This window comes from Parabacteroides sp. AF14-59 (genome assembly GCF_003479515.1).
Lineage (GTDB): Bacteria > Bacteroidota > Bacteroidia > Bacteroidales > Tannerellaceae > Parabacteroides > Parabacteroides faecis.
In genome coordinates this window covers 274,977-299,561 of the sequence record NZ_QUHH01000001.1, presented here as the reverse complement: position 1 = coordinate 299,561, position 24,585 = coordinate 274,977, and the positions used below count along the sequence as shown (strand labels likewise).

Genomic DNA, 24,585 nt, shown 5'->3' with positions numbered 1-24,585 from the left:
ATTAATGTAATTGAATGATCTCTTCTTCGAAATGAGTCAGTTTCTTGATACCTGTTTCGGTAACCAGGAAACTGTTCTCGATACCGACGGCTCCTACACCCGGAATGACGAATTTAGGTTCGAGGGCAAATACCATATTCGGTTGCAGCTCTTCTTTGGAACGGGGAGTCAGCACCGGAAGCTCGTTGATCTGGATACCGATACCGTGTCCGACGAATTTAGCCTGCTGTTTGGTTCCCATGAAGTTTCCGGCAAATCCTTCTTTCTCTGCGATACCGGCAGCGATGTTATATAATTCCGAACAGACGACACCCGGACGGGCGACATTTTCGATTTCATTTTGTATCGTTAATGAGGTCTGATGCGCACGATAAGCATCTTCCGTCAGTTTACCGACTGAAAATACGCGGGTCATGTCGGTCATATACGGTGTATAATTACCTGCCATATCTACCATGATGGCTGTCCCGTCTTTCAGGATCGTGCCGTTAGCTCCGAGCGGGCAGGATGCGTCCATGCCATTGCCTCCCAGGGCAAAGTCGAAAGGAGAGGGAGCTTCTGCATTTTCACCTGCCAGGATGCTTCCCATAAAGATATCCATGTTAGCCCCGAATGCACGGAAGATTCCGATCGAACCGTTCTGGCGCATGCGTTTTTCTATTTCATACTGAAATTCGAGGTCGGTCATTCCCGGACGGAAACATTCGGCAATTTCCGAGTATGTCTTGGCATGTTTTTCGGCAGAGATACGGAACTGCGAGATTTCCCACGGTGTTTTGATCTCGCGCAGGGTTCTCATCAAGGCGGTTGCATTACCTGTTTCTTTCGGGTTGAATATGGATTGCAGGCGGATATAATCGTTGTATGTCAACTCGTCGGCTTCCAGTAACAGTTTTTCCGGCATCGGGATACCGCGTGCGGCGAATATCTCGGCTATTTGTTCGGGTTTGCGGATATATTCGATATGATCGTCGGTCAGGCCGTTCGGACGTTTGACGAAGAACCAGGGTGCTCCTTCTGCAGGCAGATAGAAATATCCGCTGAAAATCCGTCCGGTTGTATAATACAGGTTTACATCTACACTCAGCAGGCAGGCATCTGCATGCTGTGCTTGCATTGCCTGTTGTATACGACCCCATTTAAGTTGCAGGTCGTCGATCAGTTCTTTTTGTATCATCTCCAACTTTTATTTTTATGTGGCTTCAAAGGTATTAAAATCTGTCGGGAAAAAAGAGGAGTTTGATATTAAATCTTGATTAAATGATCATCTGTTTAGCTTCCTGTAATAGCAGCGTACCAGCCTGGTTGTATTTGGGATGAAACTATTTTGCGGATGAGCAAATGATACTGAAATAGTTGTATTGAATTACAAATATCGGGCGAAGAATCATGACTACAAAATACTTTTTATATCTTTGGGCAGATTCTAACTTAATATAATAAAGAAAGAAAATGGTACTAATAGTTTCTATTGTAGTAATTGTCGTGCTGGCGTTGTGGATAATCTCGTTGTATAATTCGCTGGTCAAGCTGCGGAACAACCGTGAAAATGCTTTTGCGGATATAGATGTGCAGCTCAAGCAACGGCACGATCTGATCCCTCAGTTGGTTGCAACGGTTAAAGGATATGCTGCCCATGAAAAAGATACGCTTGAACGGGTGATCAATGCGCGTAACGGTGCGATGAGCGTTCATACGATTGACGAAAAGATCAAGGCGGAAAATGCGTTGTCATCTGCATTGGCAGGGTTGAAGATTACTTTGGAGGCTTATCCCGACCTGAAAGCAAATCAGAACTTCCTCCAGTTGCAGGAAGAAATAGCCGATCTGGAAAATAAATTGTCTGCTGTAAGACGTTATTTCAATTCGGCTACTAAAGAGCTGAATAATGCAGTGGAGACATTCCCGTCCAATCTGATCGCCGGAATGTTTGGATTCCGTAAGGAGATCATGTTCGATCTGGGCGCACAGCGGGCCACTTTGGAAGAAGCTCCCAAAATTGAATTCTAAGTATGCAATACGTTGGTATACAAACACAGCAGAGCAGGAATAATTTTCGTTCGCTGCTCTTGCTTTGTCTTTTTCCGGTGCTGGTCTGTGTGCTGGTGCTGCTTTTTTGTTATCTGTATGTGATGCTTCTCGGCGGTGGCGGAGGAGACTATCGGATGCCGGGGGAGGTTACACAGATGCAGTTGGCTATGGGCTTTTTCGTACAGATCGCACCGTATGTGCTGGGTGGCGTGCTGATTTGGTTTCTGATTGCTTATTTTGCCAATACGAGTATTATCAATTCAGCGACCGGCTCCAGGCCTTTGAGCCGTATGGAAAACAAACGGGTGTATAATCTGGTAGAGAACCTCTGTATGAGTCAGGGTATGACGATGCCGAAAATCAATGTGATAGACGATGATTCTCTGAATGCTTTTGCCAGTGGAATCAATGAGAGGAGCTATACGGTGACACTTTCGCGGGGAATCATCGATAAGTTGGATGATCAGGAGCTGGAAGCAGTGATCGCTCACGAACTGTCGCATATCCGTAATCATGATGTCCGGCTGCTTATCATATCGATTGTGTTTGTCGGCATCTTCGCGATGGTGGCGCAGCTGGCTATGCGTTCGGCTTATTATTCTTCTTTTTCAAGAAGGAGAGATGAAAAGAACGGAGCCGTTCTGTTGATGCTACTGGTTTTGTTGGTGGCAGCGGTCGGTTATTTCTTTTCTATACTGATGCGTTTTGCCATCTCCCGGAAAAGGGAATATCTGGCGGATGCCGGATCGGCGGAGATGACAAAGAATCCGTTAGCTTTAGCAAGTGCTTTACGGAAGATTTCAGTAGATCCAGATATCGAGGCTGTCGAACGTGACGATGTCGCCCAGTTATTCATCCAGCATCCGGGAAAGCAAGCTGAGAGTGCATTGAGTGGAATGAGCGGTTTGTTTGCAACGCATCCGCCGATAGAGAAACGGATTCAGATTCTGGAACAGTTTTAGCGGGAAGAGATGGATATCTTTTTGATCATATTAGGGGCTATTTGCCTGCTGGTCGGGTTGGCGGGGTGTTTTTTACCCGTTCTGCCGGGACCACCTTTGTCTTATTTGGGACTTTGGTTGCTTCATTTTACGGATAAAGTGCAGTTCTCCGTTACTCAACTGGTTATATGGGGAGTTTTAGTCGTGGTAGTGCAGTTGCTGGATTATCTGACCCCGGTGCTTGGTACAAAGTATGGCGGAGGAAGTAAATGGGGCAACTGGGGTTGTGTGATAGGGATGATTGCGGGGATATTCATTTTTCCTCCCTGGGGGATATTGTTCGGACCGTTTGCCGGTGCAGTGATAGGCGAATTGCTTGGAGGTAAAAAGTCTATAGATGCTTTTAAAGCCGGAATAGGAGCGTTTATCGGATTCCTGCTCAGTGTGGTGGTGAAGATGGCGCTTTGCGGATATTTTGTCTATTGTTTTATAAAAAGTCTGTTTGTGGTTGTGTTGTAAATACCGTAATAAATGGTTCGTAAATATTTGTTTAGAAAAAGATGCTTAACATTTTGTTGATGTTTTTCTCTTTACTATATTCTTTATTTACATATGAAGCAATTCGTTTATAAGCAGTTGTGATATGTGCTTCTACTGTTTTTTCTGAAATGTTGAGTATTTGTGCTATTTCTTTATGTTTCAACTTTTCAGATAGGAAAAGCCGGAACACTTCTCTACATTTTTCGGGAAGAGATAAAATTGCCTCTTGAATTATTTTTTGATATTCTTTGTCCAGTAACTTTGTTTCCGGATCAGACTCTTCTGATGCAATATTAATCGTATATAAATCAATAGGTTGTTTGTCAATAAATGGAGATTTTCTAATATACAACAACGCTTGGTTCTTAGTAGAAATATAAAGGTAGTTCTTAATATCGTTTACTTTGTTCAGTGATTCTTTTTTTAACCAAATAGCGTAAAAAACATCAGCTACCACTTCTTCTGCAAGTTCCCTGGATTTTAAAAAATAGAATGAAAGACTGAGTAAGCTTTGATAATACTGATCGAAAAGAGCACGAAAAGCCCCTTCATCTCCTTGTGAAATTTTTTTGATCAGGTTTTTATCTTCTATATTGTCACTCATTACTTACCTCTTACTATTTTGTCTCGCAAAGGTAGAATAAAAAGTGAAAGTTGAATGAAGAAAATAAAGGGACTTAGAATTTTTTTTATGGTTATTTTATTTTAATTGTAGTGATTTTAGGTGTTGAATATTAATGATGAATAGGTTGGATAGATATTTAAATGTTTATGCTTTACATGGTAAGTAAATTTGAAACGATAGAATTAAATCTAGAAAATGTGTGCTTTAAGTTATTGATATATAGTGGTTTACATGTCTTTTTGAGACGTCTGTGTCTGCATGATGAAAAAAATAATAAAAAAAGTAGGTTTTACTATTAGGGGGGAGGCCCCAAAATATCATCTTTATTAGAAACGAATGTATAGAATGAAAAAGCATGATGATATAATTGGAGATGAGAAATTGCAGAAATATATTGAACGAGTTCATTTTGTTCCGATCGTTTCTGATCCAAATACCCTATTTGATAAGGTTTGCTATAGGATCAAATGTGGTAGAAGCAGAACTATCGGAGTTTCTTCTGTATGGAAATATCTTTCGATTGCAGCTTCTTTGGCTTTGTTGATCGTTTCTTCTTTATTTATAATATCTTCCGGCGAGAAGAACGTATCTCAGATGTCTTATCTGGAGGTAAAATCGATATCCGGTTCAAAAACCAGAGTTGTACTACCTGATAGCTCTGTTGTATGGCTGAATAGTAATGCCAGTATTCGTTATCCACAAGTGTTTACGAGTCAAAACCGGGAAGTTGAGTTTACCGGGGAGGCTTTATTTTCTATAACTAAAAATAAAGAAAAACCTTTTATTGTAGTAATGGATGGAATGAAGGTGGAAGTTCTGGGAACGGTTTTTAATATACATTCTGATTCGAAGACCGATATAATTGAAACCACACTGTTGGATGGAACGGTTGCAGTTTTTGCCGACAATAATAACACGGGAAAGGCTGATGTTATATTATCACCTAATGAACAGGTTTTATATAACAGAACAGATGGAGAAGTGAAGGTTCAAAAAGTAAGTGGAGCTTTATATTCTGCGTGGGTGAATGGTGTTTTTCATTTTGAAAATAATACGTTGGAGGAGGTTATGAGAACTTTGAGCCGAGCTTTTGATGTCTCTATTCATATCGAAAGTGATATGCTTGCCAAGAAAAAGTTTACTGCTCAGTTTTTTCATCATGAAACATTGGATGAAATATTATCTATACTTCAGGTCTCTGCTAAATATAAATATCAAAAAGTCAAAGGAGAAATTTATATCACAAGTAAATAAAGATGTTTAACCTTAAAAGCAGGCATATTATGGATTCAACATGATTTTGATAAAAAATTGGGAACGCTACTAACATTCCCAATTTAAAACTAAATGTTTTTAATTCAACGGTAGCTACTAACTACCGAGTAATAACCTTTTAGCATTACAAATGTATGAATAATCATTTAATAAGAGTACTTTTTTATCTCAAAAAGTACTTAAGGGGAATTTGTATACCCTGTGAGAATGTAAAAAAATCAACTATTATTATGAGATTCACTATTCTATTTTTCTTCATGAGTATATGGGGGGCAATGGCAACTTCTTACTCTCAAACAGCAAGACTCACTCTTGATGTGAAAAATGGTACTATTTCTCAGGTGATTAAAGAGATAGAAAAAAGAACGGATTTTACGTTCGTATATAATGTCAATGATGTTAACCTGAATAAAAAGGTATCAGTTAGATTTAAGAATCAATCTATTGATGAGGTGCTTAAAATTTTATTTAGCAATAATGCTTTGGAATATAAAATTACAGACCGGCATATTGCTTTATATGTAAGAGATGCAATTGTACAGCAAACATCTAGAAAAATTACCGGAACGATTAAAGATATAAATGGCGATCCGGTTATTGGAGCAAATATTTTTATTGTGGGGACATCTAATGGAACCGTTAGCGATATGAATGGACAATTTGAAATATCTGTTCCTGTCGGTGGTATTTTAAAAATATCTTATATCGGTTATTTGGATAAGGAGATCAAAATTGTAACAGATAAAACGGCTTATGATATTGTTCTGAACGAAGATAATAAAGCATTGGATGAAGTCGTAGTTGTTGGTTATGGAGTACAGAAAAAATCTAATATAACAGGATCTGTAGCTTCTGTTAAACCCGAAACATTTAAAGATCTGGATTTAGGCGTTACTGAAATTATTCAAGGACGTGTTGCCGGTGTGAATGTATCGAATGGAAATATCATTATCCGTGGAGCGGCTTCTATCAATGGTTCTGATCCTTTATGGATTGTAGATGGAATACAGGGTGGAGCTCCTAATTTTAATGATATTGAATCTATTGAGATTCTGAAGGATGCTGCTTCTACTTCAATTTATGGTGCACGAGCTGCTGGTGGTGTAATATTGGTTACAACAAAAAAAGGAAAAACTGGTCGTATTAATATTAATGCAAAAGTAAATGTAGGAGTTGCCATGCCGGTAGATGTTCCGACAATGTTATCTACACCAGATTTTATTGATCGTAAATTAGCTGCTGGTTTTCCGAATAATCCGCAATCAGGATGGGATAATCCGTCTTCTTTGCCTAACACGAACTGGAATGATGAAATTTGGAGAAATGCATTGAAACAAAATTATTTTATTCAAATGACAGGCGGTACAGATAAAACGTCTTTCAATATGTCTGCTGAGTATAATAAAAATGAAGGTTTTAAAATAGGAAACTGGAATGAAGGTGCAAGTATTCGTATAGCCAGTAGTACACAAATCAATAAAAAAGTTAAGGTTACGGAAATTGTATCGATGGGATTTGGCAATGACCATCCATCGAACCCTTTGGGTATTTCTTATCGTCAGGTCCCGACAATGAAAGTATATGACCTTGAAAATGTATCAGGTGGAGGTTGGGGTAAGCAACCGGCAGGTGGATATTATGAAGGTACCAATGCTGTAATGGACGAATTAGTACATCATCGTGATAATAAGAACTATTGGGGAAAAGCAAATTTTATATTGGATTGGGAAATCATTAAAGACTTGAAATTCCAGGCAAATTTATCAGGAGATTTCAGTTCTTATGCCAATAATGATTTTCAGGAGGCATGGAATATAGGTTCATTGTCCAGAGGTAATGAATATAACAAAGATTATGGCTCTGGTCATACATTGAGAATGTTTTATACGCTTACTTATGATCATACTTTTGCGGACAAACATTATTTAAAAGGTATGTTGGGGTATGAAGCTTCTCAGGGAGAAAGTTCAAGTGCAGGTGGTTGGAAAAATGGTTTTCCGGTTCAGGTTGCAGAAGATATGGGGCTGGGTACAGGAGAAAAAGATATCAAAGGTGGTAAAGGACGTAGCAGAAGCTTATCACAGTTTGCCCGTTTCAATTATGCATATGATAGTAAATATCTGTTTGAAGCGACAATAAGGCGAGATGGTTATGATAATTTTGGTCCTGATAATCGTTTTGGTTTATTCCCTTCTTTATCATTGGGGTGGAATATTGCTAAAGAATCATTTATTGCTGATAATGTTGATTGGTTGTCACAATTGAAACTCCGTGGAGGATGGGGTAAAATAGGAAATAACACAATTGGTCAGTTTTTGTATGAACCTTCTTTTACAAATAATTTATTGTATTATTCATACGATGGTGAGACTGTACAACGAGGTTTTTGGTATGGAAAAGTGGCTAATACATCTATTAAGTGGGAAGAAGTTGCTCAGTTTGATTTAGGGTTGGATGTTGGATTCCTGAATAACAAACTTAATGTTACAGCAGAGTATTATAATAAAAATACTTCGGACATGTTGTATTGGATTGGTGTACCTATTTCGACGGGAACAAGTGCGGGCAACGGTGGTATTCCTACTTATCCTGCTAATATCGGTGAAATCAATAATAAAGGTTTTGACTTTATGATACAATACCGGGACAGTTATAAAGACTTTCGTTATGATGTGGCTTTGACCTTATCCACAAATAAAAATAAAGTTGTAAAACTGAATGATGAGATTAATCCGATTATCTGGAGAGGTCCGAGTGGCGATTGTACTTGGAATAGTTCGCAATATCGTACTGAAAACGGACAACCGATGGGACAATTGTATGGTTATGTTGTGGAAGGTATATTTCAAAATCAAGCTGAAATTGATGGCTTGAATGCTCAAGCGTCAGACGGAATTTATCAACAGGCTGGTACAGCTCCCGGTGATTTTCGTTATAAGGATATAAACAAAGATGGTAAAATTACAAATGAAGATAAAGATTATATTGGAAATCCTTGGCCAAAGTTGATTTATGGTCTGAATATTAGTCTTTCATGGAAGAATTTTGATTTAATAATGGGATGGGTAGGTAATGCGAAATTTGATATTTTCAACGATGCAAAAGCTTACGAACGAAATTTCTATGGCGATTATAATACGACATATAAAGTGTATGACGCCTGGACATCTCAGAATCCAAGTACGGAACATCCTCGTGTGGTAAGGGAGGATCCGAATGGCAATTTTAAAAATTTCTCTTCTTATTTTGTTGAGAATGGTTCTTATCTGAAATTGAAGAATTTGCATTTAGGTTATAATTTACCTAAATCATTGTTGTCTAAGTTTTATGTGGAAGATTTAAAGGTATTTATTAATTGTAATAATATTCTTACTTTCAGTAAATTTCAGGGAGATCCGGAGTTGAGTGGGGGATATCTGGAAAGAACAACTTATAGCTTTACACGCTTCCCGGCTGCTAAATCTGTGATGGGGGGTATTAGTTTAACTTTATAATGTAGGATAGGATATGAAAAAAATAATATTTCTTTTAATAGCAGTTATTACTTTTAACAGCTGCTCTGACAGTTTTTTGAATTTATCGGATCCATCAACATTATCTCCGAATTATTTTCCGAAAACAATGTCTGATATGGAATCATTGATGACTTCTTGTTATGCGGAAGTTATCTGTTTTGAATTGTATGGAAAACGCGTAATGTCCAAGCATTCATTCATTGTGGATCACACGGCAGACATGGCTTGGACTGCAGATCCGTATTGGAACCAGCAGGCGACCAATCAGGTTTCCTCTGATAATGGCTATGTCCAAACTCTTTGGTGGGGATATTATAAAGTGATACAATGTGCGAATACTGTTTTAGCTGAATCTGCAAAAATTGATAAAAGTTCTTTTACGGAAAATGAACTTGTCCGTCTGTCTCAAATAAATGGTGAAGCTCTCTTTTGGAGGGCTTGGGGACATCAACAGTTAATTCAGTTCTGGGGTGAAGGTTTTCCTTGTAATGGAGATGGTAGCAAGCAAGGAGTTCCTATTCGAACACAGGTTGCGACCACTTCAGATCAAATGAATGCTACAAGGAATTCGGTGGATGAAGTTTATGCCCAAATTCTGAAAGATTATAAAGAGGCTGAATCATTGTTACCGGATCATTGGACAAGCCAGGCAGATTATTCGCGTCCTGATAAGTATGCAGTAAAAAGTTTTATTGGTCAGGTGAATTTGTACCAGGGAGAGTATAATGAAGCTAAGATACAATTAAAAGATGTAATTGATAATTCAGGAAAACAGCTTGTTCCTTTTGCGGAATACTCGAAAATGTTTAATGAGTCACAGACAAAGTTTAATAATGAGTCTATTCTTGAAATCAATTTGAAAGATGGTTCTTCGTCTGGCTGGGGAAACTGGAGTGGTGGTGAAGGTTCTATGCATGCTTTTGTGGCATCTTTATGCTTTATCAATCCGGATGGAAATGTGGAAGCTGCCGGATGGGGGAATATTTACTTCCATGATGCAAATATAGAACGTTTTGGTTCGGATCCTCGTCTTAAAGTAACAGCACTGGAACCAGGAACACCTGTAATTATGAATGGAAATACAACTGTTACTGCTAAATATAAGGATGTTGAAGATAATATTAAAGGTTGGAGTATCGGAAAATATGTGCCTTTGACATATTCTACCTATGAAAAATCTTGTTGTGTGGGTATCAATATGTTTTTGATGCGTTTAGCAGATGTTTATTTAATGTATGCAGAGGCTTGCCAGGCAACGGGAGATGAGGCAAATGCTCGTGAATATGTTAACCGTGTCCGCAGGCGTGCTTATGATGGTGATTTGTCCTATGATATAAAATCGAGTGGTGATCAGTTGAGAGATGACATTCGGGAGGAACGTTTCTTGGAGCTTTGTGCTGAAGGTGTACAACATTGGGTGGATGTGTGCCGTTGGAAAACCTTGGATAAAGAAATTTCCAAATGGTATAAGACTACTCGTTCCGGAGCACCACATTATGATGCTAAAGATTTATATTATCCAATACCCAAAAAGGAAATGGAAGATAATCCTAATATTAAGCAGAGTATCGGATATGAGAATGAATAATTGGTATTGTATTAACTGATAAATAGAATTATTAAAATGAAAATAAAGAAAGATTGGTATTTCAAGGTTGTAGCAGGTTTTCTTCCGATAATAATATTATTCTTACTGGAGGGAGGATTGCGTATGATAGACTTTGGAAACGATCTTTCTTTATTTATACAGGATAAAAAGCAACCCTATCTATTGCATTTGAATGAAAAAGTCTCTCTGCGCTATTTTCTACAAGAAAAAAATGCGACAAATGGTAACATTGAGCGTTTTTTGAAAAAGAAACCTCAAGATGTAGTTCGTATTTTTGTACAAGGTGAATCAACAGCTGTAGGTTTTCCTTATTTCCATAATGGTGCATTTCCTCGTATGCTGGATTATCGTTTGCATAAGGATTTTCCGGATATTAATCTGGAATTGATTAATCTTTCGATGACGGCTTTAAATTCATATGCTGTTTATGACTTTGCAGATGAAATCATTGCTCAGCATCCGGATGCAGTTATCATCAATGCTGGCCATAATGAATATTACGGAGCTTTAGGAATTGGTTCTACTGGAACTTTAGGAAGTGAAATCACGATTGCAAGGCTGGGAGTAGAATTGAGAAAAACAAAGGTTGGCCAGCTATTATCGAAAATTTTAGCAGCGTTCTTTCCTGATGGGAATAAAACTGATTATGACCATACATTAATGGAAAGGATGGTTAAAAAGCAGGAAATTCCTTTGGAATCCGATTTGTATAAAGGTGGAATTAAACAATATGAAAAGAATTTAGATGAAACTTTGGCGAAATATGAGAAAGTCGGAATACGAGTTTTTTTGACGAATACAGTTTGTAATTTGAAAGATCAGAAACCTTTCATAAGTGTGGATGGTCCGGATTCTTTGAATGCCTCTTATTGTTTTTATCAAGCAGACCTGGCTTATAAAAGGGGGGATAAGAAAAAAGCTAAGGAACAATATATGCAAGCAAAAGAATTGGACGCGTTACGTTTTAGAGCTCCGAAAGAAATAAATGAAATAACGGAGCGTTTGGCCCGTAAGTATAAGAATGTTGTGTTTGTGGATGTAGAAAGGATGTTTGAAGGATATGCTTCAGACTCTATTATCGGCAAGGAGTTGATGTTAGAACATTTGCATCCTAATTTAAAAGGTCATTTCCTGATTTCGGAAGCATTAGTTAAGAGTTTTAAGCAGTCTTCTTTTTTATATGCTAATAATGCTAAACAGACCGATGTAGAAGTGGAGTTTAAAGAGTTACCGCTGACTGCTGTGGACTCTTTATGTGGGGAGTATGCAACTTTATTATTGAAAGAAGGCTGGCCTTTTAATGAAACAATTGCCCCCGATGATAAAAAAGATAAGTCATTGGAAGAGGCTTTGGCCGGAGGGTTAGCTGTTAATACAATAAAATGGGAAGTTGCTATGTATAAGTTACTAAAGGCATTTGTAGCAAAAGGGGATTTATCTCGTGCAATTAAAGTCGGGGAAGCATTTATTTTGGAATATCCTTATGAATATGTAATGTATGAACAAATTGTAAATTTATGTATAGATGCAAAAGAATATAATAAAGGCATCCGTTATGCAACCCGTGCGTATAAGTTGAAGAAAGAACCGGTAATGGCTCGTCAGTTGGCTATACTTTACATGAAATCGGATATGCCAGAAAAGGCATTACCTTTTCTGGATATTTTGATTACAGCAAATGGAAGGATTGATTTTAGACCAATGAAAGAGATTGCTCAGAAAATAGTATCTTGTAAAAAGATATTAGCAGAAGAGCCTGGTAACGTGGAACTAAAGCAGGAAATATTTGTCCTTTATTCAAAGATAGGGAACAGAGAAGCTGCAGCAAAATATGGAAATATATGATAAGTAGAAGACAAAATACGGATGTTGGAGTGGTCCTGGGTTTGGCATTATTAGTCGTAGGATTAGTGTCGGGAGGGACGGTGTGGTATCAAATTGCAGTATTAGCCCTGTTGGTTACAGGGTTGGTTCCGGTTATCTATACACCGCTTTCTTGGTTGTGGTTCGGCTTTGCTTTACTTGTAGAGCTTCTTTTTTCAGCGATTATATTGACTCTGATCTTTTATCTGATAGTAACGCCTATGGCTTTATTGCGTAAATTGTTTTTTAAAGATACTTTATGTTTGCGTAGTTTTAAAAAAGGAGTAGGTAGTGTCTTTGTCATGAGAAATAAGATATATAAAGCTGAAGATATGGAAAATCAGTTTTAATAATTAATTATCAAAGTAACAAAAATATAAAGATATGGAATTTCTGAAAGAATTTTTGAGCTTTTTAAGAACGAGAAAGAAATACTGGTTAATACCATTGATATTAACTCTTCTTTTCTTTAGCTTGTTGATCGTATTGACCCAAGGTTCGGCCTTGGCTCCTTTTATCTATTCAATATTTTAAAAATGAAAGCAATCATAGGTATATCGGCATACTATCATGACAGTGCGGCGGTTTTATTAATAGATGGCCGTATTGTTGCAGCTGCACAGGAGGAACGTTTCACGCGAAAGAAGCATGATTCGTCTTTCCCGAAATATGCTATTACTTATGTTTTGCAGGAGGCTAGTTTGAATGGAGAGGATATTTCGTATGTCGCTTTTTATGAAAAGCCTTTTATAAAGTTTGAACGATTATTGGAAACATATCATGCATTTGCTCCGAAAGGTTTACATAGTTTTATTAAGGCGATTCCGGTATGGATTAAGAAAAAATTATATATGAAACGAATTCTGAAGAAAGAATTGGAAACATTTGGCATTCATTCAAAAATTCTTTTTCCAGAACATCATTTATCGCATGCAGCAAGTGCATTTTATCCTTCACCTTATGAAGAAGCGGCAGTTCTGACGGTGGACGGTGTTGGGGAATGGGCTACTACGACGATCAGTCGAGGTTACAAAGAAAATATATCGTTATTGCGGGAACTTCAATTTCCTCATTCCTTAGGGTTGTTATATTCTGCTTTCACTTATTATTGCGGGTTCCGCGTAAATAGTGGCGAATATAAATTGATGGGGTTGGCTCCTTATGGTATGAAGTCGGAAAAAACATTGAGATATATTTCTTTAATAAAAGATTTTTTGATAGATATTCGGGAGGATGGTTCTTTTCTTTTGAATATGGATTATTTTGATTATGCGACAGGATTAAAAATGACGAATAACCGGAAATGGGAGAAATTGTTCGGTTTACCTCCCCGAAAACCGGAAAGTATACTGACACAGGAATATATGGATCTGGCTTATGCTATTCAGCAGGTTACGGAAGAAGTTCTATTAAAACTTGTGGCCACTGCTAAACAAGTGAGTGGATGTAAGAATTTAGTAATGTCCGGAGGAGTCGCATTGAATTGTGTAGCAAATGGAAAAATTCAAAGAAGCGGATTGTTTGAGAATTGTTACATTCAACCGGCTGCTGGAGATGCAGGTGGAGCAATTGGAGCTGCCCTTGCTGTGTGGCATATTTATCTTCAGGAAAAACGGGCATGCGAAAAACCAGACGGAATGTCCGGTGCATATTTAGGCCCCTCTTTTTCGGACAAGGATGTCCGGAATATGATACGGAAAACTGGAGCTGTAGCGAGAAGATTTGATGATGGGACTTTATATGACAAAGTTGCAGTTTTGTTGAATGAAGGCTTTATCATAGGCTGGTTTCAGGGACGTATGGAGTTTGGTCCGAGGGCATTAGGTAATCGATCTATCTTGGCGGATCCTCGTAATAAGGAGATGCAGAGAAAGTTGAACCTGAAAATCAAATACCGTGAAAGTTTTCGTCCTTTTGCCCCGACTGTGTTGGAAGAAGATGCCGCTCAGTATTTTGAATTGAATGTACCTTCTCCCTATATGTTATTGGTTGCTGAAATAAAGCCGGAATACAGGTTTCCGGTTCCGGATGATTATAATAATTTCTCTTATCAGGAAAAGCTATACTATCATCGCTCTTCATTGCAAGCTATTACACATGTGGATTTTACAGGACGTGTACAGACAGTGACGGAACTGTCAAATTCCAGTTATTATGCTTTGCTGAAAGCTTTTAAAAAACTGACTGGATGTAGTGTGTTGGTCAATACGAGTTTTAATGTACGCGGCGAACCGATTGTATGTACGCCGGAAGATGCTTATGCTTGTTTTATGGGTACTGAAATGGATTATTTGGTTCTTGGAAATTGGTTTTTTAGCAAGGAGGATCAACCCAAAGAAAATATCAAAAGAATAGATCAGAAATTGACAGACTGAAATAAAAATGAGATAGATAATAAATTTTTATTAGTCTTAGAATCTGGAATTCCGGTATGGAATAGCTAATAAGTTTTACATAGATAAATAAATAGTAATCATGGGAAAGAAAATTATTTTTCTTATGGTAATAGTCTCTTTGTCTTTTTTTACAGGAAATGTAACAGGAGAAGAGATATATTCAGGTGAAGATTTAACAAAGTTTGTTAATCCGTTTATCGGAACAGGAGGATGGGTTCAGGCTTATCCTGGTGATAGTGTTACATATGATGAGATTCGTGAAAATCCAGGTCATTATGCGTTTGGAGGCTTAACATTTCCGGGAGCTGTGGCTCCTTTCGGAATGATCCAGCTTAGTCCTGACTGCAATACGGAGGGTTTTGGTTGGAGTGCTGGATATCATTATTCTGATTATTCTATGCTTGGGTTTTCTCATAATCATACAAGTGGTAATGGGATGGGGTTTGGACATTATTTGTTTATGCCTTGTACCGGAGATATTCTTTTTGAACCGGGAGATTACAAAAAAACACAAGAAGGATATCGTTCGCGTTTTTCTCATGTTGGGGAAAAAGCTGCTCCGGGGTATTATTCCGTATTTTTGGAAGACTATAATATAAAGGCTGAATTGACTGCAACTGAAAGAGTGGGTATGCATAGATATTGGTTCCCCAAAAATCAATCCGGTCATGTAATTGTCGATTTGGAACATGGACTAGGAGAATATGCAAATCCAATGTTAACAGGGATAAAGAAGGAAAATGAAAAGTCGATTAGTGGTTTCAGATTGACTAAAAATGGTGTTAAATCTTATTTTTATGCAGAATTCTCAAGAACTTTTTCACAAATATTTTTCGAAAAAAGTGATGTAATAAAAGATATACCGGATTCTCTTTCGGGTAATAATATAAAGGTTGCAATCCTTTTTGATAATGCAGGTGAGGATCCGGTTATAATAAAAGTTGCAGTTTCATTTACATCATTAGAAAATGCGAAAAATAATATGAAAGAAGAGATTCCAGATTGGGATTTTGATAAAGTGGTGGAGCGTACGAAGAATAAGTGGAATCATACATTATCCAAAATAAAGATACACTCATCAGATTATGATGCAAAAGTTCAGTTTTATACAGCTTTGTACCATTGTTCATTAGCTCCGTTTTTATTCAATGATGTGAATGGAGATTTTCTGGGTGCGGATGCTTGCGTACATAATAGTCAGAAATTTAGGAATTATACATTCTTTACTCTTTGGGATACATACCGTTCGCTTCATCCGTTGTTGACGATTATTAGACCGGATATGATAAATGACCTGATCAATTCTATGTTGTGTCAGGCCGATTTGAGCAAAGAGCATTTGTTACCTGTATGGTGCTTGGCTGGTAAGAATGGATATAATATGGCCGGTTATTCATCTGCCCCAGTCATAGCTGATGCAATTATGAAAGGTTTTAAAGGGTTTGATTGGGAAAAGGCTTTATACTATTTAATCGAAAATACTATAAAAGGAGGTTTTTCCGGGTATACAGAGTATGTAAAAAAAGGGTATGTTCCAGCTGATGTTGTAAATATGTCAGTTCCAAAAACATTAGAATATGCTTTTTGTGATTGGAATATAGCAATGGTCGCAAAGGAGTTGGGTGATTCTGCCTGTTATGGTTTATTTCAGCAACGATCGGCTAATTATAAATATGTCTTTGATAGTTCTTGCAGTTTCATGCGTGGTCGTTTGTCTGATGGTTCATGGAAAACTCCATTTGATCCTCGAGCTGTTTCTCATCAATTCGCGGACAATGATTTTATGGAATCTAATTCTTGGCAATATACTTGGCATGTAATGCATGATATAAAAGGTTTGATTGGTTTAATAGGTGGTGAACACCGATTTATTGAAAAACTGGATACGTTGTTTGAACAACCGTCTTTCCTGACAGGCATATATGCAGCAGATGTGAGTGGGGTGATCGGTCAGTATGCTCAAGGTAATCAACCGTCTCAACATATTGCTTACTTGTATGCTTTTGCCGGAAAGCCATGGAAGACTCAGGAACGAGTCCGGGAAGTAATGAATCGGACATATGCGAATCACCCTGATGGTATTCCCGGAAACGATGATGGTGGTCAGACTTCTTCATGGCTGCTCTTTAGCCAACTTGGTTTTTATCCGGTAAATCCTGCTTCTAGTATTTTTGTTATAGGTTCTCCGGTTTTTGATCAGGCTGATATTTTCGTGCGGAATGGTAAATCGTTTTCTATTGTTACAAAAAATAATAAACCAGAAAATAAATATATCCAGTCTGCAACTTTTAATGGAAAAGTGTATAGCAGGACCTGGATAACTTATCATGATATAATGGATGGTGGAGTTCTTGAATTAACAATGGGAAGTGAGCCTAATAAAGATTGGGGGATAGATGGTCTGTCGTCTTTGTAATCCAAAGTTCAGTCGATAAATAGTAAATTATCTTGAAATATATTTATCCAAAAAAGTAATACACATGAAAACAAGAAGAACATTTTTAAAGCAATCTACAACAGCTGCTTTGGGATTATTAGCTGTTCCGTCTGTAATTTCAATGACGGAAGAGAATAGAACCAGAAAAACAACTCGATCAACATTGAAGAACGATGTAATGATTGAAACGATAATGATCGGAGACGAATTTTTAGGGTTGGGAAGTATTAGCATAGGAGGGATTGAACTTAGAAGTCCAAGAAGACCTATGTTTGTAGAGATTACGACACCTGATGGAATTCGTTTACTGAATTATCGTTTGGTTGATCAGAAAATAACGGATGATTCTATAGAACTGATATTTTCGGCAGATCAAATAAATGACGGTCTTATGGAATGGATGCTTCATACGGTGCGTAACAGACGGAATTTATCGGATTGGACAGAAGGTCCGCAACCGGCAAAGGACACCACACTTAAACTCATATTGAAACCTTTGACACGTGAAATCGGAAATAAAACGTGGCAGGGATTTACTTATCAGTATGTGTATAATAGTAGTACACTTCCTATCTATCGAATTCTGGATAGAGGAACTTGGGAAATAGGGGGTGATGTGATAGGAAATGAATTCTGGATGCGTAGTGGCGTAGTTCCTTCTAAGGTTAAATTTGGAACAAATAAAGATTTCTATTCTTCCGAATGGTATTTACCGGGTATTGAGAATCCTAATATTTTCCAGTTTCATCCTTTGCAAACAACATTACAGGGCTTCACTTTCACAACCTCTTCAAAAGGGACATTGCTTACCTGGCCTAATGAGGTTAAACACATTAATTCTTTGTTCGAAAAAGAGGAAGGAAAGTCGGAGTTAGTTCATTATCATGAGCATTGTGCAGATTTAGGGCATGAACTGAAAACATCTCCGGTTGAAGTGTTGTGGTTACCAGGAGAATTAACCGAAGTTCAAGCGGCTAATATATATGAAGCAGCCAAAGATGTTATTTATGATATTTTGCATGAAAATGCTGGATTGAAACGGGAACGTGTGACTACCTATGGTGTGATTGAAGAATGGCAGATACCAGATATGGATAAGTATATAAATCGGGCAATGCCTGCATTTATTGCTGCCGAATTGAAAACTGTTTTTTTGCCTAATGAATGTCAGAATACGATGAATGTATATGGAGTCTCTAATATGTGTTGTAATATCGATTATAAAATCGCTGATACTGTAGGTGAAGACAATATGCGTCAATTATGTAAAAAGGCAAATGATGCAGGTGTGACGGTCGAGATGTGGGGAAATACTGCTATTTCTTCTTTAGCAGAGATGTTTAGTTATGCGGAAGAAAAACCAACTGATCGTCTGAGACGTCTTCCGGTCGAGGGTTCGGTGATGGAGGTTGTGCAGAAAGCACAAATGCCTTGGATAAGAAATGCTTCTAATGCGATAGAGGCAGATCATTATACACCACGTTTTTGTGCATTGAATATGCGTGATCCTGATATTTATGCTTATTGGATGAAATGCTGGAAAAAACTACATGATGATATCGGTATCCGGGGGATTTTTCTGGATAGTTCATTCAATATGACGAGTAATAAATTTCATCATGTTCAAAATATGAATGCTGTTCGTAAAGGTGGTGCCACATTGGACCAGTTAGATAATTTAGGATATTATCGCCCCAAAAAAGAACCAGCGAAAGGCATTTTTTCCCAGTATCCGGCCCATATCAGCATGATACGTGATATGCAGGAAATGGGGTATCATTATACAGGGGAAGATATTGGTGTGTTTGGTGTCCATCGCAGTGGTCCGGGAGTAAAGATGAGGCTCGATTGTATGTATATTTGGACGGATTGTATCGCAACATTTGAACCACAGGAGATACGGAATTTGGGTTTTGATCCTCTTGATGTTTTATTTAAAGGGTTGGCTTACAGGATGTCCTGGTTCGTCTTTTGGGATGTTGATAAAGAAAAGCTTGTTCCGGTCAGAGGTAAAGACGATGAGTTTCCGACATTCGATTTCTTTAAAGCATATAATGAAGTAGAACCTTATTTATATGATCGCGAAATACTGGAAAATGAGGCAGGTGTGCTGTATCATAAAGATAATACATATGTTTTATGGGCTTTTAGCGATTTTCACCATCATCTACCTAAAAGTTCGGTTGTAAAGACAATTCTTTCCGGTAAAAGTTCTCGAATGAAAGAAATACGAGCTTCGAAGAATCAGGTCTATACTTATACAATATAAAGATCATAGTCATGAATGTAAAGATTATAATAAAGTTATTCATTTGTCTGGTTTTGCTTCATGGGGCAGTACGGGCTATTGCGTCATCTGCCGATTTAAGAGTTAATGTGCGGGATTACGGTGCAAAGGGAAATGGAAAAACATTGAATACACATGCATTCGATCAAGCCATTCGGTATTGCTCCGAACAAGGAGGAGGAACGGTTGTTGTACCATCCGGTGTTTTTTTGACCGGAACGATCCGTCTCCAGGATCATGTGTCACTTTTTCTTGAAAAGGAGGCTGTTATTAAAGGTGTTTCGGAATTAGAAGACTATGCTCCTTATATACCGGCCAAAGAGATGGAGAAATATGATAATGCAGATAAATATAACTGGAACCGAGCTTTGATATTAGGGGTTGGAGTTGAAGATGTTTCTATTTCTGGTGAAGGAGTAATTGATGGCGACCATGTTTTTGATCCGGATGGAGAGGAAAACATGAGGGGACCTCATACTATTTTGTTCGGAGAGTCGCGGAATATAACATTATCTGGTATCACAGTTATTCATGCTGCAAATTATGCTTTTATGGCCTATGAAATAGAAAATGCAACTTTTCAGCATCTTACAATTAAGGAAGGATGGGACGGTATACATATTCGCGGAGGTAAAAATATTTTGATACGTAATTCTGAATTTTATACCGGTGACGACGCGATAGCCGGAGGTTACTGGGAAAATATGACAATAACCGATTGTTATATTAACTCTTCCTGTAATGGTATTCGCATGATTATGCCGGCAACTGGTCTAAGAATAACTCACTGTACATTTAAAGGACCGGGAGTGTTTCCTCATCGAACCTCAAAGGAACATAAACGAACCAATATGCTATCTGCTGTTTTATTACAGCCAGGAGGATGGGGAAATGCTCCGGGAAGAGTCGACAATGTTTCTATTCACGATTTGACAATAGATAATCTGGATAATCCTTTCATGTTTATCCTGAATGAGGACAATGAGTGTGGTACGATAGAAGTAGAACGAATAAAAGCGACTTGTATAACAAAATCTGCATCCTCAGTGGAGAGTTGGAAAGGTGGTACTTTCGAACGAGTTCGGTTGTGTGATATCTCGATTGAATATGAAGGACATGACGATCCGTCGCTGCATAATATTGAAGTTGGACAACCACATGTAGATTCACGCATATTACCTTGTTGGGGATGGTTTATTCGGAATGTAAAACAACTGATATGTGAAAATGTAAAGTTGTCATATAATGGTTCCGAAGTTCGCCCGGCTTTTTTTCTTGATAATGTAATGGCTACAACGCTGACGAATGTGGAATGTAAGTTAGTTCAGAATGTTAAACCTTTGGTTGTAAAAGATTCTGGAGATGTAAAAGGATCGGATATTAAACAGTTTAAATAAAAAATGAAGATATGAAAAGGCGATATTTGTTATTGGTATTTTTATGTGTGTTCTCCTGCTTATTGCATGCACAAATGAAAGAACCTTATGAGTGGATTGGATATGAAAATGTCATGGGAGTAAAAAATGGTCTACGGCATTACGATTATGATATCAAAACTATTTATTCAAGTGCTCCAGCTAATGTATTCTGGCCAGGAGAAAAAGTGAAATTTACTTTTCAATTGATAAGTAACACGGAAGACTTTATTGATGTTAATGCATCTATATATGTGATACATTATGGAGCAAGGGGTGTACCTAATGATATTTGGTTACCGGAGATGTATAAGATTGAAGAGCTTCAGACGATTTCTACCCCTGTCAAAATATCTCCGAATGGATATATTGATATGGAGATTTTACCGGAAATTCCGGATATCTTCGGAGGTTATGCTATTGTGTTCGATTTAGGAAAATATGGTAGGCGTTTGGCTACCAGTTTTGTACGTAGTATGAAACCATCACCTGTCAAGATGCAGTATCCGAAACAATCATTGGATGATTTGGGTGTCGATTTTTTAAGCAGGATTGGTGTACAGGCTATCCGATACGGAGCATCTTACTGTCCGACTACTATGAGTAATTATCAAAATGAAATGCGTCGGATGGATGCAGAGATGAAACGTTATAAAGACAATAATATAACTGTCCTATTGATGTTTGGTGAAGGACAGTCACAGACACCTCTGGGTACTCAGCGTTCTTTTCTGGATGAAAATGGAGTTTATAAACGGACAAAACAGGATTATTCCTGGCTTCCTTCACTGGATGAAGATTTTAAGAAATATGTAAAAGAATTGTGTCTGAAACATGGATGGCCGAATGGGCCGGTTACAGCAGTTTCCCTTTGGAACGAACCTTGGGAGGGTATTTCTATTTCCGGTTGGCAGGCCGACATGCTACGTTATCGTGAAATCTATAAAGCGATGGCCGAAGGTGTAATGGAAGCACGTAAGGAGGGAGTGGACGTATTGATAGGTGGCTGTGACTCGAATTCTAATGCTTGGGATAAATTATTCAGTGACGGAACAATGGATATGTTACCGTTTTTTGATTTTTTGTCTATTCATTATCAGGGAATGGAATCCCCGGTTCTATATCCCGAATGGAATAACCGTAAAGATCATAAAGGAAGGGTTTTGATTTGGGATACTGAAAGTTGGGTTGGAAATACGGATGACCGTATAGGGCTGGTTGTGGCAGCCAATCGTTCTGCAGGATATGATCGTTCGATGGGAATTTATGGCGGATATATGTATTCTGGCGATCCTCATAATACAGTTCCGAATATGGAAGTTCGTACGACGAACGGAGTGGAGATAATACCATCCATTCATAGTTCTTGGTCACCAGCAGCTGCCATGGGGGCTGTACAGGCTCTGATCGGAGAGAGAGACTTTAAAGAATTATTATTTAAGAACGGATTACCTTGGGTAATGGTTTTCGATGGGTATGAGAAAAATATAGATGACGGGACTGTTGTTATTACCGGAGATTTGGGGGAAGCTTTCGGTGCGGAAAACATCTTGTTCCGTAATGTAAGAAGCCAGAAGGAAATTGCGGAAAAGATTGCACTCCGGAAAAAAATAGTAACTATGCCGCAAGGCTCGGTAGAACGTGCTAAGGCAGAAGATGCCCTAAACAGTTATAAGGCAATGGAAGATGGGAGTCTTATTTTGAACGCACAATCTTCTTTTATCTTATATGATTTTTACGGGAATGTGATACAACCTCATCATGGCAAGTATGAAATTCCACTTAACTATAGGGGGTATTATATGCGAACTGATGGTCGCAAAGGCTCATTTTCACAGCTTTTGTATGCGTTGAAAAATGCTCGTATTGAGGGATATGAACCTTTGGAAATAATGGCAAAGGATATGACTGTACCGGTATCGGATCATTCATCAATGGATCTTGTTCTGACGAATATATTGAATAGGAAAGTTAGTGGTAGACTCCAAGTGAAATTAGGAAATTTACAACTGAATTATCCGGAAAAAGTCTCATTAGGACCTAATGAGACAAGGACTATTTCTGTAAATATAGCCGGAGGAGAAGCAACTGCAGATAATACATATCCATTGGATGTCTATTTTGATGGAGGCAAGGATGGGGTAGCTGTACATTGGGAAGATATGCATGTTAACTACATTTCTAGAAAAACTATTCAAGTAGATGGAAAATTAGACGATTGGGCAAATGTGATTCCTCAAACCATAAAAGGTTCTTCCAGTGCAAGTGTTTCGTTGACAGAAGCAGCCTGGTATCCGTTCAAGGAGTTTGAAACGAATGCAGATGGTATGGCCACTGCTTATTTAGCTTACGATGATCAATATTTTTATTTTGCGGCAAAAGTAGCAGATCAAACACCCAATAAAGGAACTTATCGTTTTGAAACTCGTAATGACGATGATTTCTTTTATCCGGATGTGGCTCGTATGCAAACAGTTTGGGCTATGCACTCCGAGGAAAGGAAGCAGAGTGCTGATAACGGAGACCAAAGAGCTCTTCAAGCTCCGGATGGTCAAGCCCGTGTGATGAATTATATTGAAAATACGGAAACAACTCGTTCCATAGGTGTGGATTTGGATTTACCAGCTGATAAATTTATTCGTACAGCTCTCTATTTTCCGGATATAGACCAATATAATATCGAGGTTGTTGTGTACGATCAGGAAACAGGAAAAGAGTTGATGACTCAACGTATTCCTAAAGTCTGGGATGGTACTTATTTGATATTGGATCTGTCTGGGAAAGTAAGAATTCGTTGCACAGCAGAAGGTTGGTGGTATACAGTTAAACTCGGCGGTCTGTTTTTTGATGTAGCTGGACAGAACGTTACGGGGAAAACTGCTGCTACGATGGTAAAAAAAGACTTTGATACATTAGGAAACTGGAAATCTATCTATGGTCAAAACGGTTATTATCTGGTTGGATTTACTCCGGAATTACCAGCTGGAGTTTCTTGTAAAACAGTTGATTATGATGATCTTGTTGAACTGAAATGGCCGGAAGGTGTCCGTCGTTTTTCATACCGGAAAGACCCCGTATTGCCTGATGCCTCTATGGATAAACCTACCGATAATATTTTGATAGCATTCAATGTTTTGCCAATTGGTGAAGATGGAATGGAGTCACATCCCAAGGGAACGATACCTCGCTACGTAGGTTATAAATGTACAGATTATGAATATGCCTTGAATACTGTAGCACCCGAATATGGAGGAGGCTTTGAGATATGGCGTATGTTGGTTCCGGGGATGCCCCGTAAGCATTTCTATCCTCGCCAACCTAAATCACCTTATGATGGTGCGGTGAAGGATGGAAAATTAGTAACACGTCGTGAAGGTAATACATTATATACGGAATGTGCTATTCCATGGAGTGAAATACCGGATGTTAAAAAATCGTTGGATAACGGAGAAAAGATAAAATTCTCCTGTCGGGTAAATGATGATGGTGCTCGCGGAGCTTGTATGGAACTGGCACGTAAACGAAGTGTTTCCAAGAAAAACAGTCGTGCTTTTCATCCGGATTGGAAAGAACATTGGGCAAATGAATTGGAGTTTTCATTTGCTAAATAGAAGATTATGAATTTAATAGAATGTAGCTTTGTCTTGTCAA

Annotated in this window: 16 protein-coding genes; 14 read left to right on the top strand and 2 right to left on the bottom strand. The window is 38.2% G+C overall.

Annotated elements, in window-relative coordinates:
* Position 1: 1 nt before the first annotated feature.
* Positions 2–1,177, bottom strand: a complete 1,176-nt coding sequence (locus DWW23_RS01320; protein WP_122351486.1) for a Xaa-Pro peptidase family protein — start codon at positions 1,175–1,177, stop codon at positions 2–4.
* 275 nt (positions 1,178–1,452) lie between these two features.
* Here DWW23_RS01320 and DWW23_RS01315 point away from each other — a divergent pair, with 275 nt between their 5' ends.
* Genes DWW23_RS01315 through DWW23_RS01305 form a run of 3 tightly spaced genes read left to right on the top strand, consistent with a single transcriptional unit; the run spans position 1,453 to position 3,491 of the window.
* On the top strand, positions 1,453–2,010 hold the full coding sequence (locus DWW23_RS01315; protein WP_122351485.1) for a LemA family protein: 558 nt from the start codon (positions 1,453–1,455) through the stop codon (positions 2,008–2,010).
* A 2-nt stretch (positions 2,011–2,012) separates the two neighbouring features.
* Positions 2,013–2,993 carry a M48 family metallopeptidase gene (locus DWW23_RS01310; protein WP_122351484.1) on the top strand — a complete coding sequence of 327 codons (981 nt, stop codon included), beginning with the start codon at positions 2,013–2,015 and terminating at the stop codon, positions 2,991–2,993.
* A 9-nt stretch (positions 2,994–3,002) separates the two neighbouring features.
* Positions 3,003–3,491 carry a DUF456 domain-containing protein gene (locus DWW23_RS01305; RefSeq protein ID WP_122351483.1) on the top strand — a complete coding sequence of 163 codons (489 nt, stop codon included), beginning with the start codon at positions 3,003–3,005 and terminating at the stop codon, positions 3,489–3,491.
* Positions 3,492–3,522: 31 nt separating this feature from the next.
* On the opposite strand, the gene DWW23_RS01300 is transcribed toward DWW23_RS01305, so the two are convergent.
* A complete protein-coding gene (locus DWW23_RS01300) occupies positions 3,523–4,116 on the bottom strand; it encodes an RNA polymerase sigma factor (RefSeq protein WP_221267800.1) in 594 nt (197 codons plus the stop codon).
* Positions 4,117–4,482: 366 nt separating this feature from the next.
* On the opposite strand from DWW23_RS01300, the gene DWW23_RS01295 reads away from it, so the two are divergent.
* The 11 genes from DWW23_RS01295 (at position 4,483) to DWW23_RS01250 (ending at position 24,545) form a co-directional block, all read left to right on the top strand.
* A complete protein-coding gene (locus DWW23_RS01295) occupies positions 4,483–5,391 on the top strand; it encodes a FecR family protein (RefSeq protein ID WP_158583142.1) in 909 nt (302 codons plus the stop codon).
* A gap of 251 nt (positions 5,392–5,642) precedes the next feature.
* Positions 5,643–8,906 (top strand): TonB-dependent receptor, encoded by a 3,264-nt coding sequence (locus DWW23_RS01290; protein WP_122351481.1) that lies wholly within the window; start codon positions 5,643–5,645, stop codon positions 8,904–8,906.
* 13 nt (positions 8,907–8,919) lie between these two features.
* On the top strand, positions 8,920–10,515 hold the full coding sequence (locus tag DWW23_RS01285) for a RagB/SusD family nutrient uptake outer membrane protein (RefSeq protein ID WP_122351480.1): 1,596 nt from the start codon (positions 8,920–8,922) through the stop codon (positions 10,513–10,515).
* Positions 10,516–10,551: 36 nt separating this feature from the next.
* Complete coding sequence (locus tag DWW23_RS01280) at positions 10,552–12,381, top strand: hypothetical protein (protein ID WP_122351479.1); 1,830 nt, start codon at positions 10,552–10,554, stop codon at positions 12,379–12,381.
* On the top strand, positions 12,378–12,749 hold the full coding sequence (locus tag DWW23_RS01275; RefSeq protein ID WP_122351478.1) for a hypothetical protein: 372 nt from the start codon (positions 12,378–12,380) through the stop codon (positions 12,747–12,749). The genes DWW23_RS01280 and DWW23_RS01275 overlap by 4 nt, the downstream gene beginning before the upstream one ends.
* A 34-nt stretch (positions 12,750–12,783) precedes the next feature.
* Positions 12,784–12,933: a DUF5989 family protein gene (locus tag DWW23_RS27000; RefSeq protein ID WP_222941129.1), complete on the top strand. Its 150-nt coding sequence runs from the start codon at positions 12,784–12,786 to the stop codon at positions 12,931–12,933.
* A gap of 2 nt (positions 12,934–12,935) precedes the next feature.
* The gene (locus DWW23_RS01270; protein ID WP_122351477.1) at positions 12,936–14,774 is read left to right on the top strand and encodes a carbamoyltransferase; all 1,839 of its coding nucleotides are present in this window, start codon (positions 12,936–12,938) and stop codon (positions 14,772–14,774) included.
* Positions 14,775–14,874: 100 nt separating this feature from the next.
* Positions 14,875–17,211: a GH92 family glycosyl hydrolase gene (locus tag DWW23_RS01265; RefSeq protein ID WP_122351476.1), complete on the top strand. Its 2,337-nt coding sequence runs from the start codon at positions 14,875–14,877 to the stop codon at positions 17,209–17,211.
* 64 nt (positions 17,212–17,275) lie between these two features.
* Positions 17,276–19,501, top strand: coding sequence for a hypothetical protein (locus DWW23_RS01260; protein WP_147382577.1), 2,226 nt, complete (start codon positions 17,276–17,278; stop codon positions 19,499–19,501).
* A gap of 11 nt (positions 19,502–19,512) precedes the next feature.
* Positions 19,513–20,916: a glycoside hydrolase family 28 protein gene (locus DWW23_RS01255; protein ID WP_122351474.1), complete on the top strand. Its 1,404-nt coding sequence runs from the start codon at positions 19,513–19,515 to the stop codon at positions 20,914–20,916.
* 11 nt (positions 20,917–20,927) lie between these two features.
* Positions 20,928–24,545 (top strand): hypothetical protein, encoded by a 3,618-nt coding sequence (locus tag DWW23_RS01250; RefSeq protein ID WP_122351473.1) that lies wholly within the window; start codon positions 20,928–20,930, stop codon positions 24,543–24,545.
* Positions 24,546–24,585: the final 40 nt, after the last annotated feature.

Excerpts from the sequence above, each read along its gene's own strand:
- DWW23_RS01310 (WP_122351484.1), top strand. The coding sequence starts at position 2,013 with ATGCAATACGTTGGTATACAAACACAGCAGAGCAGGAATAATTTTCGT.
- DWW23_RS01315 (WP_122351485.1), top strand. The coding sequence starts at position 1,453 with ATGGTACTAATAGTTTCTATTGTAGTAATTGTCGTGCTGGCGTTGTGG.
- DWW23_RS01265 (WP_122351476.1), top strand. The coding sequence starts at position 14,875 with ATGGGAAAGAAAATTATTTTTCTTATGGTAATAGTCTCTTTGTCTTTT.
- DWW23_RS01275 (WP_122351478.1), top strand. The coding sequence starts at position 12,378 with ATGATAAGTAGAAGACAAAATACGGATGTTGGAGTGGTCCTGGGTTTG.
- DWW23_RS01290 (WP_122351481.1), top strand. The coding sequence starts at position 5,643 with ATGAGATTCACTATTCTATTTTTCTTCATGAGTATATGGGGGGCAATG.
- DWW23_RS27000 (WP_222941129.1), top strand. The coding sequence starts at position 12,784 with ATGGAATTTCTGAAAGAATTTTTGAGCTTTTTAAGAACGAGAAAGAAA.
- DWW23_RS01280 (WP_122351479.1), top strand. The coding sequence starts at position 10,552 with ATGAAAATAAAGAAAGATTGGTATTTCAAGGTTGTAGCAGGTTTTCTT.
- DWW23_RS01255 (WP_122351474.1), top strand. The coding sequence starts at position 19,513 with ATGAATGTAAAGATTATAATAAAGTTATTCATTTGTCTGGTTTTGCTT.
- DWW23_RS01260 (WP_147382577.1), top strand. The coding sequence starts at position 17,276 with ATGAAAACAAGAAGAACATTTTTAAAGCAATCTACAACAGCTGCTTTG.
- DWW23_RS01285 (WP_122351480.1), top strand. The coding sequence starts at position 8,920 with ATGAAAAAAATAATATTTCTTTTAATAGCAGTTATTACTTTTAACAGC.
- DWW23_RS01320 (WP_122351486.1), bottom strand. The coding sequence starts at position 1,177 with ATGATACAAAAAGAACTGATCGACGACCTGCAACTTAAATGGGGTCGT.
- DWW23_RS01305 (WP_122351483.1), top strand. The coding sequence starts at position 3,003 with ATGGATATCTTTTTGATCATATTAGGGGCTATTTGCCTGCTGGTCGGG.
- DWW23_RS01295 (WP_158583142.1), top strand. The coding sequence starts at position 4,483 with ATGAAAAAGCATGATGATATAATTGGAGATGAGAAATTGCAGAAATAT.
- DWW23_RS01300 (WP_221267800.1), bottom strand. The coding sequence starts at position 4,116 with ATGAGTGACAATATAGAAGATAAAAACCTGATCAAAAAAATTTCACAA.
- DWW23_RS01270 (WP_122351477.1), top strand. The coding sequence starts at position 12,936 with ATGAAAGCAATCATAGGTATATCGGCATACTATCATGACAGTGCGGCG.
- DWW23_RS01250 (WP_122351473.1), top strand. The coding sequence starts at position 20,928 with ATGAAAAGGCGATATTTGTTATTGGTATTTTTATGTGTGTTCTCCTGC.